This window comes from Psychrobacillus sp. PGGUH221, from assembly GCF_042055255.1.
In the GTDB taxonomy this organism is placed as follows: Bacteria; Bacillota; Bacilli; order Bacillales_A; family Planococcaceae; genus Psychrobacillus.
Map to the genome: position 1 here is coordinate 93,174 of NZ_JAQMHQ010000012.1, position 16,716 is coordinate 109,889.

The 16,716-nt window shown below is 32.2% G+C and carries 18 protein-coding genes and 1 pseudogene; 5 read left to right on the top strand and 14 right to left on the bottom strand.

What is annotated here, in order from left to right:
- Positions 1-1,065: 1,065 nt before the first annotated feature.
- Both PGC35_RS19555 and PGC35_RS19560 read left to right on the top strand, forming a co-directional pair.
- The gene (locus PGC35_RS19555) at positions 1,066-1,491 is read left to right on the top strand and encodes a ferritin-like domain-containing protein (RefSeq protein ID WP_375220331.1); all 426 of its coding nucleotides are present in this window, start codon (positions 1,066-1,068) and stop codon (positions 1,489-1,491) included.
- 204 nt (positions 1,492-1,695) lie between these two features.
- Positions 1,696-2,187, top strand: coding sequence for an SRPBCC family protein (locus tag PGC35_RS19560; protein ID WP_375220332.1), 492 nt, complete (start codon positions 1,696-1,698; stop codon positions 2,185-2,187).
- Positions 2,188-2,340: 153 nt separating this feature from the next.
- On the opposite strand, the gene PGC35_RS19565 is transcribed toward PGC35_RS19560, so the two are convergent.
- Positions 2,341-2,802 carry a GNAT family N-acetyltransferase gene (locus PGC35_RS19565; RefSeq protein ID WP_375220333.1) on the bottom strand — a complete coding sequence of 154 codons (462 nt, stop codon included), beginning with the start codon at positions 2,800-2,802 and terminating at the stop codon, positions 2,341-2,343.
- 78 nt (positions 2,803-2,880) lie between these two features.
- Positions 2,881-3,531, bottom strand: coding sequence for an RNA polymerase sigma factor (locus PGC35_RS19570; RefSeq protein WP_375220334.1), 651 nt, complete (start codon positions 3,529-3,531; stop codon positions 2,881-2,883).
- Between the two features lie 91 nt (positions 3,532-3,622).
- Here PGC35_RS19570 and PGC35_RS19575 point away from each other — a divergent pair, with 91 nt between their 5' ends.
- Positions 3,623-4,042, top strand: a complete 420-nt coding sequence (locus tag PGC35_RS19575) for a VOC family protein (RefSeq protein ID WP_375220335.1) — start codon at positions 3,623-3,625, stop codon at positions 4,040-4,042.
- Positions 4,043-4,219: 177 nt separating this feature from the next.
- Here PGC35_RS19575 and PGC35_RS19580 read toward each other — a convergent pair whose 3' ends face one another.
- The 8 genes from PGC35_RS19580 to PGC35_RS19615 all read right to left on the bottom strand — a co-directional run bounded on the left by PGC35_RS19580 (position 4,220) and on the right by PGC35_RS19615 (position 11,120).
- A complete protein-coding gene (locus PGC35_RS19580) occupies positions 4,220-4,636 on the bottom strand; it encodes a VOC family protein (RefSeq protein WP_375220336.1) in 417 nt (138 codons plus the stop codon).
- Positions 4,637-4,658: 22 nt separating this feature from the next.
- Positions 4,659-4,949: a VOC family protein gene (locus tag PGC35_RS19585; protein ID WP_375220337.1), complete on the bottom strand. Its 291-nt coding sequence runs from the start codon at positions 4,947-4,949 to the stop codon at positions 4,659-4,661.
- A 129-nt stretch (positions 4,950-5,078) separates the two neighbouring features.
- Complete coding sequence (locus PGC35_RS19590) at positions 5,079-5,729, bottom strand: RNA polymerase sigma factor (protein ID WP_375220338.1); 651 nt, start codon at positions 5,727-5,729, stop codon at positions 5,079-5,081.
- Between the two features lie 155 nt (positions 5,730-5,884).
- Complete coding sequence (locus tag PGC35_RS19595; protein WP_375220339.1) at positions 5,885-6,385, bottom strand: hypothetical protein; 501 nt, start codon at positions 6,383-6,385, stop codon at positions 5,885-5,887.
- Between the two features lie 586 nt (positions 6,386-6,971).
- Entirely contained in the window at positions 6,972-8,006 is a 1,035-nt protein-coding gene (locus PGC35_RS19600; protein WP_375220340.1) for a hypothetical protein, read from the bottom strand.
- Between the two features lie 126 nt (positions 8,007-8,132).
- Positions 8,133-9,257: an SAVED domain-containing protein gene (locus PGC35_RS19605; protein ID WP_375220341.1), complete on the bottom strand. Its 1,125-nt coding sequence runs from the start codon at positions 9,255-9,257 to the stop codon at positions 8,133-8,135.
- A gap of 43 nt (positions 9,258-9,300) precedes the next feature.
- Positions 9,301-9,939: a hypothetical protein gene (locus PGC35_RS19610; RefSeq protein ID WP_375220342.1), complete on the bottom strand. Its 639-nt coding sequence runs from the start codon at positions 9,937-9,939 to the stop codon at positions 9,301-9,303.
- A complete protein-coding gene (locus PGC35_RS19615; protein ID WP_375220343.1) occupies positions 9,936-11,120 on the bottom strand; it encodes a nucleotidyltransferase domain-containing protein in 1,185 nt (394 codons plus the stop codon). Before PGC35_RS19615 ends, PGC35_RS19610 begins: the two co-directional genes overlap by 4 nt.
- 376 nt (positions 11,121-11,496) lie before the next feature.
- On the opposite strand from PGC35_RS19615, the pseudogene PGC35_RS19620 reads away from it, so the two are divergent.
- Positions 11,497-13,064, top strand: a pseudogene (locus PGC35_RS19620) (IS3 family transposase).
- A gap of 125 nt (positions 13,065-13,189) precedes the next feature.
- Here the strand turns inward: PGC35_RS19620 and PGC35_RS19625 are convergent.
- The 3 genes from PGC35_RS19625 to PGC35_RS19635 all read right to left on the bottom strand — a co-directional run bounded on the left by PGC35_RS19625 (position 13,190) and on the right by PGC35_RS19635 (position 14,823).
- On the bottom strand, positions 13,190-13,768 hold the full coding sequence (locus PGC35_RS19625; protein WP_375220379.1) for a histidine phosphatase family protein: 579 nt from the start codon (positions 13,766-13,768) through the stop codon (positions 13,190-13,192).
- A gap of 173 nt (positions 13,769-13,941) precedes the next feature.
- Positions 13,942-14,280: a hypothetical protein gene (locus PGC35_RS19630; RefSeq protein WP_375220344.1), complete on the bottom strand. Its 339-nt coding sequence runs from the start codon at positions 14,278-14,280 to the stop codon at positions 13,942-13,944.
- 270 nt (positions 14,281-14,550) lie between these two features.
- Positions 14,551-14,823 (bottom strand): hypothetical protein, encoded by a 273-nt coding sequence (locus tag PGC35_RS19635; RefSeq protein ID WP_375220345.1) that lies wholly within the window; start codon positions 14,821-14,823, stop codon positions 14,551-14,553.
- 435 nt (positions 14,824-15,258) lie between these two features.
- Here PGC35_RS19635 and PGC35_RS19640 point away from each other — a divergent pair, with 435 nt between their 5' ends.
- Positions 15,259-15,516, top strand: a complete 258-nt coding sequence (locus PGC35_RS19640) for a DUF3888 domain-containing protein (protein WP_375220346.1) — start codon at positions 15,259-15,261, stop codon at positions 15,514-15,516.
- 199 nt (positions 15,517-15,715) lie between these two features.
- Here the strand turns inward: PGC35_RS19640 and PGC35_RS19645 are convergent, their stop codons facing one another.
- Entirely contained in the window at positions 15,716-16,705 is a 990-nt protein-coding gene (locus PGC35_RS19645; RefSeq protein WP_375220347.1) for a hypothetical protein, read from the bottom strand.
- Between the last annotated feature and the right edge of the window lie 11 nt (positions 16,706-16,716).

Genomic DNA, 16,716 nt, shown 5'->3' on the forward strand with positions numbered 1-16,716 from the left:
GTTGTAAAAGACCTTCATGCAAAAGATCTTTTTTTGTTTTAGGACACATTTTCTACGAAATGTGACATTAATTTAGGCTCTTGCCTAGATACAGCTTTAAATCGGGAATACTCTATAAAGCACCTGCGAGGAAGCACCTAACCTCTTCCATCCATCCTCCAGTTGAATTAAACACCATTTGAATGCCTATACTTTATTAACTAGATCCAAATCAGTTGCGAAAGTCTGATATTGGTTCTAGTCTTTTTTGTATTATTTTTTGATTTTGTCTGCATATATTTCTAATAACTGAGCAATCTATCTATTGGTGGCAGTTACACTTCCTTAAGACCTTCAATCGGAAAGTCTTTTTATTTTCTTGTCACCAATTTCTCTAACCGTTTCTTAGGCTTCTACTCATACTTTTGTAATTAATGGATATAATATTAAAAGCAACTGTGAGGCATCCTATCTAACCTCTAAAATTACTGCCTCCAGTTGTAAAAGACCTTCATGCAAAAGATCTTTTTTTGTTTTAGGACACATTTTCTACGAAATGTGACATTAATTTAGGCTCTTGCCTAGATACAGCTTTAAATCGGGAATACTCTATAAAGCACCTGCGAGGAAGCACCTAACCTCTTCCATCCATCCTCCAGTTGAATTAAACACCATTTGAATGCCTATACTTTATTAACTAGATCCAAATCAGTTAGAAAAGTCTGATATTGGTTCTAGTTTTTTTTGTATTATTTTATGATTTTGCCTGCATATATTTCTAATACAGTTACACTTCCTTAAGACCTTCAAACGGAAGGTCTTTATTTACTTTCTGGTCATAATTTCTTTAATCGTTTCCTTGGCTTCTACTAATAATTTTGTAATTGATAAATATAATAAAAGTGACTGTGTGGCTTCCTATCTAACCTCTAAAATTACTGCCTCCAGTTGTAAAAGACCTTCATGCAAAAGATCTTTTTTTGTTTTAGGACACATTTTTGTCGTATAGTGTCTATTTTTTTCATTAACATCGGACAAGATGCCCTTGCTTACATACTTGAATACACTATCAATGGAGGTGAAAAAATGAATCAGAACTCCATTCAGCATTCTTCTAATAGAGAAATCATCGACGATCTTTCGAAAGCTATTAAAGGAGAATATCAAGCAATCTATTGCTATGAAATATTAGCTAATCAAGCTCGCAATCCTGAAATTAAAAACAGAATACTCGAAATCCGAAAAGATGAAATGAGACACTTTCAAACCTTTGCTCAGATTTACATTTCACTAACCGGGAATCAACCAACACCTCAAATCACTAAACAATGCTCCCGAGATTATACAAGTGGAGTATTAGCTGCATTTATCGACGAACAAGAAACTGTAGATCTTTATCATGAGATTGCTAGAAAATACAATAATGAACTTATAAGAAATGCATTTACTCAGGCTTCTGCTGATGAGCAGAACCATGCAGTTTGGTATTTGTATTTCATGAATCATCATTAATTTAAGTTTAGCCGGCTTTTAGGTCGGTTTTTTTGCGTCATCTTTTGTTCGCTTTTTGTGTCAAATGCGACATAAAAACTCCTAGTTTCATCTTCAACTAACCTGCGTACTGCGTATTAATAAAAGATTATAGTAACTACCAAGTAATTATCCAATTTGTTATAATATTTAATAGTATCAGAATTTTACTAAGGAGGAATTTATTTGAATTCAACTTCAAAAGAAACAAATGTAAAGAAACAGATTACTATTCATGCCCCTTTAAATCTAGTTTGGTTTGCTTGGACTCTTTCTGACCGTGTTTCTGAATGGTTTGCACCTGAAACCATAATAGAGCCTGAAGTAGGTGGAGCATATGAACTATATTTTATTCCTGGAAATAAATCTGAAATGAACACTAAAGGCTGTAAAATAACAAGATTAGTTGATTATAATGAGCTCCATTTTACATGGAAAGGGCCAGACCAATTCGCTAAAATCATGAATAATGAAAATACACTTACAATTGTAAAAGTGAATCTTAAAACAAATGATAATAATTCTACAACAGTTTCTCTTGAACATACAGGTTTTAAAACTGATGAAAATTGGTCAGAAGCACTTAATTGGCACGATATGGCGTGGACTGGTGTATTAAGCAGTTTAAAATCCGCTCTCGAAAAAGGTGAAGGAAATCTATGTTGTCAACCAAATTAATAATATTCATTTACGTCTATTTGTAAATTAAATAGACGTTTTTTATTGCATACTATGAGCATAAAACTTCTCCTTCCTTTTTCAACTAAACTGCTGCTTTAGTTCAATTAGTTCTACAAAGAGGGTATAAGCCCTATAATGGATCAGCGGATTTTATAAAAATAATTCCATCTCTGAATCATTATCAGTAAAGCCCATTTTCTTATAAAGTTGATAGCCGTCTTGGGAAGAATGTAGCCATATTCGCCCAATACCCATAATCTTACATTCAGAAATACTTTCTTCTAATAGTGAACGAGCTATCCCATATCCTCTATATTCTGGTTTAGTGTACATATTCATTATGTATGCTTCTAATCCGCTTATATTTTCACCTTGGGGCGGCCTTTCAAAAAACACTAAACCACTTAAAGCAACAACTGTTCCTTCAACTTCAGCTATCCAAGCCGAAAAACCTCCATTAGACAACTTCTTCCTGAAGTAATTTTCATTTGCGCTAAATACTTTTCTTCTATTTTCTTCGTTTACGTCACCCACCACTGTCAGGAGTTCTATTCTCAATTCAGTAATGGAATTAACATCACTATATGTAGCTTTCCTTTTATTCCAATTCATTTTTATTCTCCCCTCCATGTTTCATTCTTCTTCAACTAAACTGCCCCTTTAATAATAAGGTGTAATTATCAAAGTGACTTATTCTAAACCTATCTGAAGAATATTCCCATCTGGATCAGATAAAAAGAATGCTCTTATATTATTTTCCCTTCGACTCAGAACTTTAAAGTTCTCTGCCTCCAATAATCTATAGTAATAAAATATTCTATATGGATCTTCTTCCTTTATTGCTAATGAAAGCTTTTTAATAGATACAAAACTATCGGAATTATTTATAAATGAACTATTATCAGTTTCCCTTAGATTCAGTCTGATTCTGTGAAGAGATGTCTTTATCGATTCATTACTTACCCTTAATATTTGAGCAATTTCTTTTGAACTGAATTGAAAAACATCCTTTAATGTAAGTAACATTGCTTGTCTCAGAGGTAGTTTACAAAAGAGGATTTCTAATAAACTGTCCCATTCAGGGATATGATAAGAACCAGCAAAAATTTCTGTTTCATCTATTAGAAAAGCAGACTTTTTCCTTTTACTATCAATGAAATGATTTCTTGCTGTCTTATACAAAAACGATAAATTTAAGTCTCTCTCAGAATCTCTTTGAGATACTTTATAGCATTTAATAAAAGTTTCTTGCACCAAGTCTTCAGCTTCCCATTTATTGTTGGTTAGAGTAAGACAATACCTATATAGCTTATCCGTAAAATCCTCAAGTTGTAGATTCATAAAAACCTCCCTGAACAAATTTTTATATTTTTGTAACTTTTCTTTTATTTTAATCGTTAGTAATATGAAAAATAAACAAGGAGGAAAAATTATGTTTAAAGTAGGCGGAATTTTCATTCCAGTTACAAATATCGAACGTTCAAAGAAATGGTATGAAAAAAACTTAGGATTAATAAAAGTTGATGAATGGCAGGAAGAGGGACAAGATTATGGAGTTGGCTATATTTTTAAGGATTGCACTGTAGTACTAACTTTAATTAAAGTAGAAAAACCGCAGGTAACTGAGTTTTCAACAATCGGAAAAAACAAAAATGTTTTTTTTAATTTCCTCGTAGAAGATATTTTGCCTGCATATGAACAGCTCAATAAGAATGGAGTCGAGACAACAGAAATCCATGATTATGGTCTCATGAAGGGTTTTGACTTTGTAGACCCAGATGGAAATTCCTTTAGTGTTGTAAGCGAGGAAAAGCATTCACCTTATCATCCTGAAAACTTACTTACCCTATAAGAAACTAAAAAGTGGACTTCAATTATAATGGACAGTCCACTTTTTTAAACTAATTTTTCAAAAATGACTCCTCCATCTACCGTCCTTCTTCAACTGACCTGCTGCGTTAGTTTAATAATTCCAACAAGAAAAGCGTTAATCCCTCTCGGCATTAACGCTGTGACACCAAAATTACTATTATAGTATTTCATACTTTTTCTTGAAGGAGGGGCTTAATTCACTCCATACATCAAATAAATTCCCATCGATATCGCGAAAAACAAAATTGTTGCCTGGATGACCACGATCTTCAATTTCCCCTACTTGAACCCCATTTTCTTTGAGAATACCATTAAATTTTTTTAATTTCTCATATCCATCAACTTCAAAAGTCATTGTAAAATGTTCCTGTCCATAACTATCCAAAAATCCAGAACGTTCGCCTATTTTAGCCCTAACAAGAAAAATACTTTGATTAGCCAATTCTAAGATAGCCTTATCGTCATTTCTATAATTTTGAATAGCCCCAAGTTTTTCCTGATACCATTTTGACGATATTTTCGGATCTGCAACAGGTATGTAGGTAGTTCCAACTCTGTGAATAAATGTGCTCATTATTTCACTCCTAATATTTATTTTAGAATGTTACAATCCCTAATCCATTTCCATCTGGATCGTAAAGGTCAAAAAATCTCATTCCGTCTCCACCGTGAATATCACTTACCATGTAATTTTGTTCGGATAAATATTTATGATATCCATCAACATCATCAGAGTAAAAGTTAAAGGCGATATGATTACGTTCTGGCATTATATCAACTTTATAGAGAGTTAAAGCTGTTTTGGTATCGCCTTGCTCTTTAAAGCGAAAACCAACATATTGACCATCGCTACTCCGATACACTATTTTAAAAGGAAACGTGTTCATATACCATTTCTCGGAACTCTCAAAGATTGGTAACAGGAACAAATACAGCATCTATCCGTTTTACCGATTTCATTTTTAACACCTCCTACTTAAATAACGGATGAAAAACATAAAAAGATACGGACCATTTTAAATTTTTTCTCTGACCCAAAAACTATTTCCATCGGGGTCAAATAGTTCAAAAGCAAAATATTCATCTGTCTTTTTGATTTTTATACCCCTTGAAACTAAAAGGTGATATGTTGTTACCACACATTTATATTCATTTCTCTTCAATCCATCCAACATTCGATTCAGTATATTAGAAGATTCTTCTTCAGTAGTTTTATGGATATTTTCTAAATTGGCTAGATTGTTCTTTCCACGATTAATTGCTGCCTTTACTCCACCTGAAGTCATGTCCAGCATCTTAGCAATATCATTTGAAGTAAACCCAAAATATTCTTTTAGCAATAGAGTAGCAGCTTGTTTAAATGGTAAAAGAGAAATTAGAATTTCGACTGATTCTAACAAACTATAATCAAAAGTACCTAAATCAACTTCATTGTTGATTCCTACAATCTCACGCTTTGTTTTCCTTATTGTATCGTACCATTGATTAGTGGCAGTCTTAAAGATATAGCCTTTAGGGTTGGGGTGTTCACCAAGTCTTGAATTATTAGTCAAAAGTTTTATTAAAGTATCCTGGAATAAGTCTTCTCCATTCCAAGGTGTACCCGCCAACATATAGCAGTACTTTTTAAGTTCCATTAAAAATGGTTCGAAATTATATTCTGACATTAATTCGTTGCTCCTTTCCTAAGCATTAACATATTTAATTGATGTTTTGGACATAAAAATAGACCATCGAAATGATGGTCTTGTTTAGCTAAAGCACCTGTTACTTTAAGTATAGTTCTTCACAAGCCCAATAATAATTTGGTATTCCAATATTATTAAGTATCGAGTCGTTGCAGGATAGTAAGAATCTTCATTTTATTTTGATAACCAATCAAGTTACCATACTTAAAATCTTTCGATGCTCTAGCCTCAAACTCAGCAATCCAATCCCTTTCGCCGCTACTATTAGACGACGTTTCATACATATCAAAATTGGCTGAAATAGGTATAGTTGCATTTTGTTTTAAGGAGTTAATTGATTTTTCGTAATCAAACGTTAAGAGAGCATGATCCTTTAAAGAAATATCTCCTGCCTCATATAATGTTTGAGATATTTCGGTTATCTCTTCAAAAGTACCCTTCCGCACATCGTACTTACCCGAAAGCTCTTCCCAAGTATTAGAAGAATTGGCTTGTTGGCGTTTCACTACTTGTTCATTTTCAGTTGATTGTCTAATAGAAAATGTATTTGTTGTATTAAAATCTGTCTTAGAATTTGTATTTGTATTTTTTGTATATGAAACTGAATGATATGGATTAATTGAATTTATGTTCATACATTTACCTCCACAAGTATCGATTTATATTGATTCTTATTTTATATCGGTAATACATTATTATTTTTTGACAATTCGCAAAATATTTAAAGAATAAATCACTACTTTTCATTTCATTGATTCTTCGAAATTCTACAATTCAGTTTAAGTAAAGACCTTCACAAACTTATTCTTGTTTTAAAATAATTAATATCCAGTTTGGGTGAAAATAATTTAATTAGATGTGAGATAGGTATCACCATATCATTTTACAATATATCAACCTTTTCCTTTAATATAACCATAAAAAAACACGATCCAATGGGTCGTGTTTTCAGAAATATTTTTGTTACAACTCAATATGTTAGTTCACGACTTTTTTGTCTTCGAACAGTCAGCAGACAAAATTGTAGGTTTGAAATAAAGTTTGATCAAAAGCAAGTCGCATACGTTGTTTTTACAATAGAAGAAAATCAACTATTTGGAAAAAATATTGATCAAAATTCGAGTAACTTTTATTTCTGTTAGGTTAGACTTTTAAAAAAGATTGATCAAAACCTTTTCCTTTTAATCTTTACTATTGTTTTTCCTCTTTATAGAATATTCCTTATTTAAGACGCTGTACCACAGGGCTGATGTGATCTAGCCTTAGCCAATTTATTAAGAGTATGGATGCTGTTATGTACCAAAATCTAAACAGATGATTAAATTGAGAATCATTAGGTAATAAAGAATGATCTCTCCACATTTTCACGATTTGTTCTGCAGATAAATCAGCATGATTATTAAAGCCAATAATACTTTTTATTTCAAATTCAGCGTGTCGAGAATATGCTCCCAAAAGGTCTGAAGCATTAAAAACTCCGAAGAAAAAAGATCTCCATTGGTTGTTACTCTGAATTCTTTTATTAAGTAGATATACCTTATCTCTTACATCGGTACCTTTTGTAATTTGGTCATAAATTTCTTTATTTCTTCTTAAATCTCTATCAATCAACTCTAAAACATTACTAATTCTTTTAATAAAATCAGGTTGATTGAAATTATTAATATTTGCCCATTCATATAAAGCAATACTTATTTCTTTTTTGGATATAGCAGATTTAAATATGTAACTTGAATGAAAAATAGATCCACTTTCAATTTGAAACTTTGGGAATAGTGGTATATTATAACTATCCAGAAATTCATTCATATTAATTGCCCAAAGATACTCTTGAAAAGGATTTGCATTTACAAAAATTCTTTTATCTCCATTAATTAAATAGTTAGCATGACTCAAGGTATTAGAATCAAATACTTCTATTTTATGCGTTTTTGCTATGTGATCTATTTCATGTTTAAGGATGTCAGCTTGAAGATTTAACTTACTAGGACATGCGTATCTGTCCCAAAAATATTGCAGTTTTATAAATGTATCATAATAAGATAAAAAAAGTTTATGTAAATAGAATGTATTATTAACACCCATTTTCCCTAAAAGTTCATCAGAATTTGGAGATTTTAGATAGAAATTTCTTTGTAAGGCTCTTGATATTCCACCTTCTACATTTTCATCTTCTATGTCATCATAAATGAAGTAAGCAGTTTCTACTCCTCCTAGTTTCGAAGTAGATGTATCTACTAATAAACTAATTTCCATTTTAAAAACTCTCCTTCCTTACTCAATTAAATATCCATTATTCGATATTTTAATTCTATCGCATAATTAAAACCTAATAAATGCCCGCTATAGAGTTGGTAAGGATCAGAATTAAACAGCAGTGCTTCATTGAATAGTTAAAGCATACTCAAATCCCCCTTTCTTATAATTTTGATCATATATTTTCATGGGTAAATCTGCTTTAGGCATCCAGACTCTTCCTATTTCTACGTTAGCAGCTACAGGTGCAGTCGGAAAAATATGAATCTCATTATTTTGGCCATGATGATATTTGATATCATTCAAAAGCTTACGAAATATTTTTCTGAAATCGCTTAGCTGCTGTTTAGATTTCAAGAAATCATTGCCTGGATTGTTAATTGTAAGTGTCCATATCGAAACGTCCTCTCCCATCACACTAACAATTCGATCTTCGGTAATAGTCGCACTCAATGAAATAATAAGAGCAACTTTATCTTTAATTACTTTTGGCTCTTTCACAATATAAGAGGTTTCTTTGCTTTCCGACCATTCCCAAGTTGGCTCTGGTTCCCTTTGGCGTTGAAATGTTTCTACTACTGGAATATCTGAGAATAATTTTCCTAACTCAATTAACAATGGTTGTGGTGCTATTCCAAATAGTGAAAAATGTTTTGTATTCTTGGATAGAAGAGGTTCGATTTTTTCTTTAAATTGTGATTGCAAATTTTTTGTTTCCACCTGCCAAAAGAATTGGTCATTATCTTTGAACAAGCTATTATCAAGATTTAATGCAATTGGGTCTGCTTTAGCCGGATATCGCTTTTCAATTTTTAATGCAGGGTAAACACTATTTTTATTTAATGGAGAGCTATGATCACCAATATTGGTACCAAACAAAACAACATGAGTTTCTCTATCCATATCCATTTCTGTTATGAGTTCAATACGGTCTTCATGTTCTTTCTTCATCTCTTTTAATAATTCTACTGGGTGACCCCCAACTTCTTTAATATCGACTAATCGATGATGCACATCACATAACAACATAATATTACTAATATCCTTATTAAGTAACGGTGATAATTTGACGTCTCCTCTAGGGCCTTTTGATTTATCAGCAATAATATGTGCGAGATAGGCACTATTAAATTCTGCCTTAGTAAGTTCATCAATCCATAAAGGTTTGTTACAGCCTCGATATTGACATCTACCAGCTGCTTTTCCCCATATTCTATATCTAACATCAGGTGGTATACTACTTACTGACATTTTATTACTCTCCCTTCCCTACTCTACTGTCTTTGATAAACATTTAAATTAATTGTAGCTGCTCTTCCCACTCAACACGAGTAAGCACCTTTCTCATTCGTAAAATATGTTGAAAATAATTGCATTGTGTAACCCTTTGTTTACATCCGCAAGGGCATACCATTCTATTAGCGTTTTTTTTCTTACTACTTAATATCCTCAACATTTGGTAGACTTCCGATGATTCTTTAAGATGGAAAAAGTCTTGCAAATCTAAAATCAAACCAGTTGTCCCATGCTCCAATTCACCAAAAGGAAAACCGACATTTTGATGAATATTGATTGTAACAGCAAATAAATAGGGTAATACGCATTTTTCGAAAAAGTATTTGAAGTCAGAGTTCCTTTTTAAAAGTATTTTCAATCGTAATGGTGAACCTAAACAAAAAGATCCATCCGGATTAATATGATTAGATGGAGAATTTGGTATTGCTCCTTTGCTTTCAAAAATAAGTGGTAGATTTTCCGGGTAATCTAATGGAATATGAATTATAAGCGAATAATCTATATTGATTGAACCAAAAAACTCATGCTGTAGTTCCCGATGTAGGTTCCCTTTTATAACGATCGCGTTATCAACGATAGGTCGCATACTAAATTCACTATATTCATCTAAAAATTCTTCCAGTAAAAATAAGTTCATTTAGGACACCATGGTTTAGTAGATGGATTTTTTATCACTTGTACAGTTGGCATAGAAGGTGCTTTATAACCAAACTCTTTTTCTAACCGTTCACTACTTACATTTAAAGAAAAATTCTCATTGAGAATAGAACGAATTTCTTCTGTTTTTTCTTTTTCAAGAAGCTTCTTGAAATCTAAATAAGCCTGATTTAGCCAAATCTTAAAGTTCTCCTCTAAATTTAAATGACTAAATTTTGGGTTATCCCATCGGTCTGTAAAATCTTCTTCGGGTTTTACTGGATTTGGAACTCTAGGTTTCTGAGAAGAAATATACAGAGGCATTTTATTAATAATATTAATAATTGCTTCTTCTAAATCTTGTTCACCATCGTAAGCTCTACTTGCTAAAGTTGTAATAATAATTGAAATAGGCTTACTATCTTTATTTTCTTCAAACATATTGTCCCGATGTCGCTTTAGCAGTTGAATACAACGTTGTAAAATTGACTTTTGTTCATATACAGGAACTGGCTCAATAGAAGCTCTTGATTCAAAAATAGCCTGATTACTCTTTTGCATCTGATTTTGGAACCATCTTACATAACCCTGCGGATTGCTGATATTCCATTCATCAGATAAGCTGGAATAATTCTCATTTTCAGTATCAGTAATATTAACCGCAAAATGAGCTACTTCTTGATTAAAAGTTTCTTCATATCCATAAGTTTCATATAAACGTTGTTCGTAAAGTGCCTTTCGTTCATTCTCTAATGGAATACAAGGAACAATGTCTAAGTGGAAACCAACTTCGTCTTTATATTCTAATCGCCAACATCGACGCTTTTCTTCTAAAGGCTTTTCTATACCTACTCTATTTCTGTATAATTCCAATTCCTGTCCTATTATTTGTTTTAGTTCTTCTTGAGTATGGGATCCTTTGTATCCTTCAATATTCAACTTACAACCCATATCTAAATCATATTCTTCATCCTCTTTTAATGGCTTAATCGTTGTCCCTAACGCGAATGATCCTTGTGAAAAGATATCAATATTAATATCTCTTAAACTACTATTCTCACGTTCAAACCAACTACTTAAGGAAATGTATCTTTCTCGAACCTTTCTATCTATGCTCTCTGGTAAATCCAACTGCTCTATCATTTCTATTAAAATGTTTTTATTAATTGATTTCTGAACCACGCAAACACCCCTATATATAGTATTTTCCCCGCTGCCAACATCTATATGTAGTATACAATGAAATATTTAATTTTCCAATTTTTAATGAATTTAAAATTAATCCAATAAAAAAAGGCTATCTAGAATAGCTCATGGTTCATCTACTAAATCTACACATACCAGTTGAATATCCCCTAAAGTAACTTTAAAGAAAAATATATTTAATCAAACAGGATGAATTGATTACTCCAAATTATTTAATAAAGGGTTATGTTGAAGTAAAGGTTGATTTAAATTGCACATAAAAAATGAGCTGGGAAATTGTATGATATGCTCCCAATAAGGTAGACAGATGAAATAATAAAAAATCTGTTTCCTTTATTGGGGGTTTTTTTCTATGGGTAAAAGTGCTTTTACTGCACAACAAAAGTATGAGGTAATTGTATCTTATGAGGACAGAAAAACTTCCATTAGGGACTTCTGTCATCAATACAATGTTTCTGACGAAACAATTAAAGAATGGATTTACCAATTTCAAACATATGGAATAGACGGGCTTAATAATCCCGATGGATGGAAAAGATATTCTAAAGATGTAAAAATGGCAGCGGTCCTTGACTACCTTTCCAACGGCTATTCTCAAGCCGAGATTGTACGCAAGTACGAAATTTCCAGTGGATCAGTGTTACGAAGGTGGATAAAGATTTATAATAATCATAGAGATTTAAAAGAGATGAAAAGGATGAATAACTCTATGATTAAAGGTCGGTCCACTGCACTTGAAGAACGTTTGGAAATAGTTATGTACTACTTTCAGAATGGAAAAAATTATCATCAGGCATCGGAACAGTTTAATGTTTCCTATCAACAGGTGTATCAATGGGTAAAGAAGTTTGAGAAAGAAGGAGAAAACGGTCTTAAAGATAAGCGTGGTCGGACTAAGGCAGAGCTAGAGTTAACTCCCGATGAGAAGTACCAGCGAGATATGAAGAAATTAGAGCGGGAAAATGAGCGTCTTCGTGCAGAGATTGCATTCTTAAAAAAGTTGGAGGAACTAGAAAGGAGGCGTTGAAAAAGACGTCTTTAAACCAAGTTCGATTAATCGATAAATATATAGTCATCCAAGAACTTCATGAGAAAGAGAAATTTTCCATTGTGCTATTGTGCGAGATTGCAAGAATTCAACGTTCTGGCTACTACAAGTGGCTTGATCGTGCACCTTCAGAAAATGAGAAGTTGAATGAGGAAATTCTTGAGGAGATATTACTCCTACACAATAAGGTGGCCGGTATATATGGTTATCGCCGTATAACGATGAATCTGAGACGTGCCTTATCGAAGTCTATTAACCATAAGCGTGTTTACCGACTGATGAAGATTGCCGGAATCCAGGCGGTTATTCGATGTAAGCGTAAGAAGTATAAATCAAGTACACCATAGCATGTGGCTGAAAACGTGTTGAACAGGAAATTCAACTCGGACAAGCCAAATGAAAAATGGCTAACTGATGTGACCGAAATGAAATATGGAGTCTCACAGAAAGCTTATTTGAGTGCGATTTTGGATTTATATGATGGATCAATTGTGAGCTATGTACTAGGTACTTCCAATAATAATTCATTGGTGTTTAAAACCCTTGATTTAGCTTTGCAAGTTAGCCCAGGAGCAACTCCACTGCTTCACAGTGACCGAGGATATCAATACACTTCCCCTACATTTAAAAGGAAAATAGAGAAAGCAGAAATAGTACAGAGTATGTCAAGAGTGGGACGGTGCATTGATAATGGGCCAATGGAGGGATTTTGGGGAACATTGAAATGTGAGAAGTATTACTTAAACAAGTACAGTACGTTTGAAGATTTGAAGGAAGATATTGATGAGTATATTCATTTTTATAATACTGAAAGATTACAAAAAAGATTACACGGCCTAAGTCCCTTAGAATACAGGATTAAAGCCGCCTAATATCTTTTATTTATTTCCACTGTCTACTTGACAGGGGGCAGTTCAGTAGCTCCAAGCTCACTGTATTTTGATGACCTTTTTTTGCTAAAGCACCAGTCAGTTGAATAAGAAAAAGCATCCCTGCTTTAAATGTACTTAGAAAGATGAGAAATTTGATTGAAGTCTGTTATTTGCCATTTATCTTGATGTAAGTAAATATTGCTGATACAAGCATTTATTAAATTGGTTTTCCCTGAGCCTATCTTACCATTAGATAAAACAGCTAAAATTGCATTGATTACTGCACCATGTGCGACAAGCAATATTTTATTGTCTCCATACCTTTGATTTATCTTCTCGATGCCTTCTATTACCCTCTTATTAAGGGATTCTCTTTCCTCTTGATTCGAGTATATTTTATTTGGAAACTTAGATATTCTTTCCTCGTATGTCATTCCCTCAGCATCTCCATAATCTCTTTCTAAAAACTCTTCCATCTCAACAACAGGTAAAATGAGATTTTTATTTATAATTTCCGCTGTTTGTTTTGCTCTTTTTAGTGGGCTTGTTATGATTACATCCCATTGTGATGTTTTAAGGAACTCACTACATTCCTCGGCTTGAAGAATGCCAGTCTCATTTAATGGAATATCAGTTCTTCCTTGAAGCATTCCTATTGCATTCCAATCAGTTTCTCCGTGTCTAACCAAGCATATTATAGTAATTTTAATCTACCCCTCTAAGTTATATCTTTATTAAATTTATATAAGCATTTGAATTCCTTCTTAAAGTAAACTGTTGCGTTAGTTTACTAAGAAAAAAGGCTTTACTCCTTCTTGAAGTAAAGCACCCGTTAGTTCGATACCCCTTGAGCTATAACAAAAAGGTCATTCAATCATTATAAACTATTTAGAGCATTTGATATTTCCTCAATATATTCTTTGTGAACGTAAATATCCCAAATAATAAATATGGTAAGTAATAAAAGATATATGGCAACATACAATTTCACGTTTGTTCTAGGTTGTTTAAAAAATAATGCAAAAAAGGCTGATATAGAAAGCGATAGCATTAACATAGTAAGCATCCACATATCATTTGCTTTGTTAATTGGTAACATTACTTTTATTGCTTGAGTTGTATTATCTTGCACATGGTATATATCTTTTTTTACGAACCCTTTTTCAATCGTTAACATCATCTTTTCTTCATCCAAGTAGTAATTATAACCGGTCATATTGAATTTCCCATTTGGATTAACAAAAAAACACTTTTTGCTATTGAACTAAACTGCTGCGTTTGTTCAAGAAAAAAATGTCACTCCAGACTTGAAGTAAAGACACCTCTTTGTTCAATAATTTACATATATTAACTTATTCTAGACAATCGCAAAAAAAACCTTCTTCTTTAACTAAACTGTTGCTTTAGTTCAATAAGAAAAAAGGCTTTACCCCTTCTTGAAGTAAAGCACCCATTAGTTTAGGTATATTTTTTCACTATAGGCACTTTATTTGCCTATAAAATAAACAGTAAAAATTAACCCATTTATTACTAATGCTGATAAAGGAATAATGGCAAAAAGTACGGAGATAACTAATTCTCTTCGGATTCTATTTGAATTAGCTTTAACAATACTAAATAACGAAGATAGAATTAAAACGAATATAGTTAAAGCGCTAACTAACAAGATGCTTCTATTCTTTTCTCCAGTTACTCTTGATATATCTTCCACAAAAAAAACTGCTATTAGCCCTACAATCCCCAATATAAATGAAGCCATAAACCACTTCAAGAATTTATCTATTTTGCTCACCTCTTAAATAATTTACATATATTATCTTATTCAACACATTCGCAAAAAAACCTTCTTCTTTAACTAAACTGCCGCGTTAGTTTAAGTGTAACATTCACAATGTATTTCTGAGATCTACTTGGAATTTTGGATAAAAAAATAGACCATTGACATGATGGTCTTGTTTAACTAAAGCACCCGTTAGTTTAAGTACATTTCTTCACAAGAAGATAACTAACTTTACGATGAACCACATTTAATGGGTTATACTGCACAAACTAACGGTAAAGGAGAGATAATAAATGAAAAAAATATTGCCTTTAGTCACACTTATTTGTTTCAATTGCCTTCTTGACTCTTTTTTCTTATTCTCACGTTCAAGCCAAAACCGTAACTAAAGATGAAATACAGCTGCTTGATGATGTGATCCACGATTTGCTTTTTCCATCCACCTACATAGCACTCGAAGAACATTTCGGCAAACCGAAGCAGTATTATTGTCGAACAGATTCTCTAAATCGAAAAGAAGGTAGAACCCTCCAATTTAATGTCACCGTGCAGCTAACAACATTTGAAGGTGCTCACGATTTCCCATTTGATTTAGTTACTATCACTTTTAGTAATAAAAATAGTATTAAGTGGCGGGCTATTGATATCAAAAGTCGAACGTCTTTCACTTAATTAGCCTCCTGTGAGAATTTTGAATAATCAATATTATTATTCCTTGATTAATTCTTCATACCGCCAATTAATTATTAAACATAAATTTCTGTACATAGCTGCCCACCTAGTGTTCTAGGTGGGCAGCTATATTATGGACTAATTTTTGGTGTTCATGTTCTTATACTTTTAGTGTTATGCGTATCTATCAAGTATTTATTTAATTTACAATGGGAAAACGATTTGTTATTTTGACTATCCTTAATGGCAAGGGTATATCTAAGTTTTCTAAAGGTTCTCCAACCATTATTATCCTAGCACTCTTATTTAGATTAATATTTTTAATTTCAATTGGCACCATTACTTTAGATTTAGGAGGTATGAGTACTTGTTGTAATTCCACAGGTATATATTCAGAAATCAATTTTAATTGAGCTTTTAACTCAAAATCGTGTTTATTTTCTATAGTTAAAAAATAATTGTCCTTACTTATAGATTCAACTTCTTTAGTTAAATTAGAATCCTCATACATTTGCATTACTAACGTGGTTTCATTTTCTAAATCTTGTATTTTCTGTGCTGGAGTAAATTTATTTTGAATAGAAGATACTTCTTTACCTTTATTAATGACTTCAAGCGATAGATAGTTTCCAGCAACTGTTTTTTGAGTTTTATATATCTCTAGAGGATCACTAATTTTATCGTTAAGTACCTTTTCACTTATTATATAGATGAAATGCTCCCCTGGTGGTAGACTAGATATAGTGAAAGGAATTTTTTTAGTTCCTTCTTTTGGTACATCAATAATATGGTGAGAGTTCACTGTTCCGTTTATCTCTATTTTTAAAGGAGTATTATCGTTTTGTAAAAATGCATAAACAGCTATCTGTTCTTCTGTTAATGTTGAATGTTTATACAAAATGTTGCCTTTTATAGTACCTTTTTCATTCGTTTTGTAGGAATTTTTATCTCTGTCTACAATAAATTCTGTATTTAGATGGATTTCCACTGTTCGAGATTCAGTTGTTTTTTTACTTTTGATATCTCTAGATTGTTCTGTTTCCTTTGTAGATTGTTGAATTGATTTCTCATTATTGGTATTAGAATTAAACATAATAGACCACTTCCTTTCATCAATTAATACAAATAATAAGATTAAAATTAGTGGAATCATTATAACGAGTAACAAGATATGTCTTTTTTTCATCATCTACAACTTCC

Coding starts and splice junctions, on each gene's coding strand:
- PGC35_RS19555 (WP_375220331.1), top strand. CDS start 1,066: ATGAATCAGAACTCCATTCAGCATTCTTCTAATAGAGAAATCATCGAC.
- PGC35_RS19565 (WP_375220333.1), bottom strand. CDS start 2,802: ATGAATTGGAATAAAAGGAAAGCTACATATAGTGATGTTAATTCCATT.
- PGC35_RS19570 (WP_375220334.1), bottom strand. CDS start 3,531: ATGAATCTACAACTTGAGGATTTTACGGATAAGCTATATAGGTATTGT.
- PGC35_RS19575 (WP_375220335.1), top strand. CDS start 3,623: ATGTTTAAAGTAGGCGGAATTTTCATTCCAGTTACAAATATCGAACGT.
- PGC35_RS19580 (WP_375220336.1), bottom strand. CDS start 4,636: ATGAGCACATTTATTCACAGAGTTGGAACTACCTACATACCTGTTGCA.
- PGC35_RS19585 (WP_375220337.1), bottom strand. CDS start 4,949: ATGAACACGTTTCCTTTTAAAATAGTGTATCGGAGTAGCGATGGTCAA.
- PGC35_RS19590 (WP_375220338.1), bottom strand. CDS start 5,729: ATGTCAGAATATAATTTCGAACCATTTTTAATGGAACTTAAAAAGTAC.
- PGC35_RS19595 (WP_375220339.1), bottom strand. CDS start 6,385: ATGAACATAAATTCAATTAATCCATATCATTCAGTTTCATATACAAAA.
- PGC35_RS19600 (WP_375220340.1), bottom strand. CDS start 8,006: ATGGAAATTAGTTTATTAGTAGATACATCTACTTCGAAACTAGGAGGA.
- PGC35_RS19605 (WP_375220341.1), bottom strand. CDS start 9,257: ATGTCAGTAAGTAGTATACCACCTGATGTTAGATATAGAATATGGGGA.
- PGC35_RS19610 (WP_375220342.1), bottom strand. CDS start 9,939: ATGAACTTATTTTTACTGGAAGAATTTTTAGATGAATATAGTGAATTT.
- PGC35_RS19630 (WP_375220344.1), bottom strand. CDS start 14,280: ATGACCGGTTATAATTACTACTTGGATGAAGAAAAGATGATGTTAACG.
- PGC35_RS19635 (WP_375220345.1), bottom strand. CDS start 14,823: ATGGCTTCATTTATATTGGGGATTGTAGGGCTAATAGCAGTTTTTTTT.
- PGC35_RS19645 (WP_375220347.1), bottom strand. CDS start 16,705: ATGATGAAAAAAAGACATATCTTGTTACTCGTTATAATGATTCCACTA.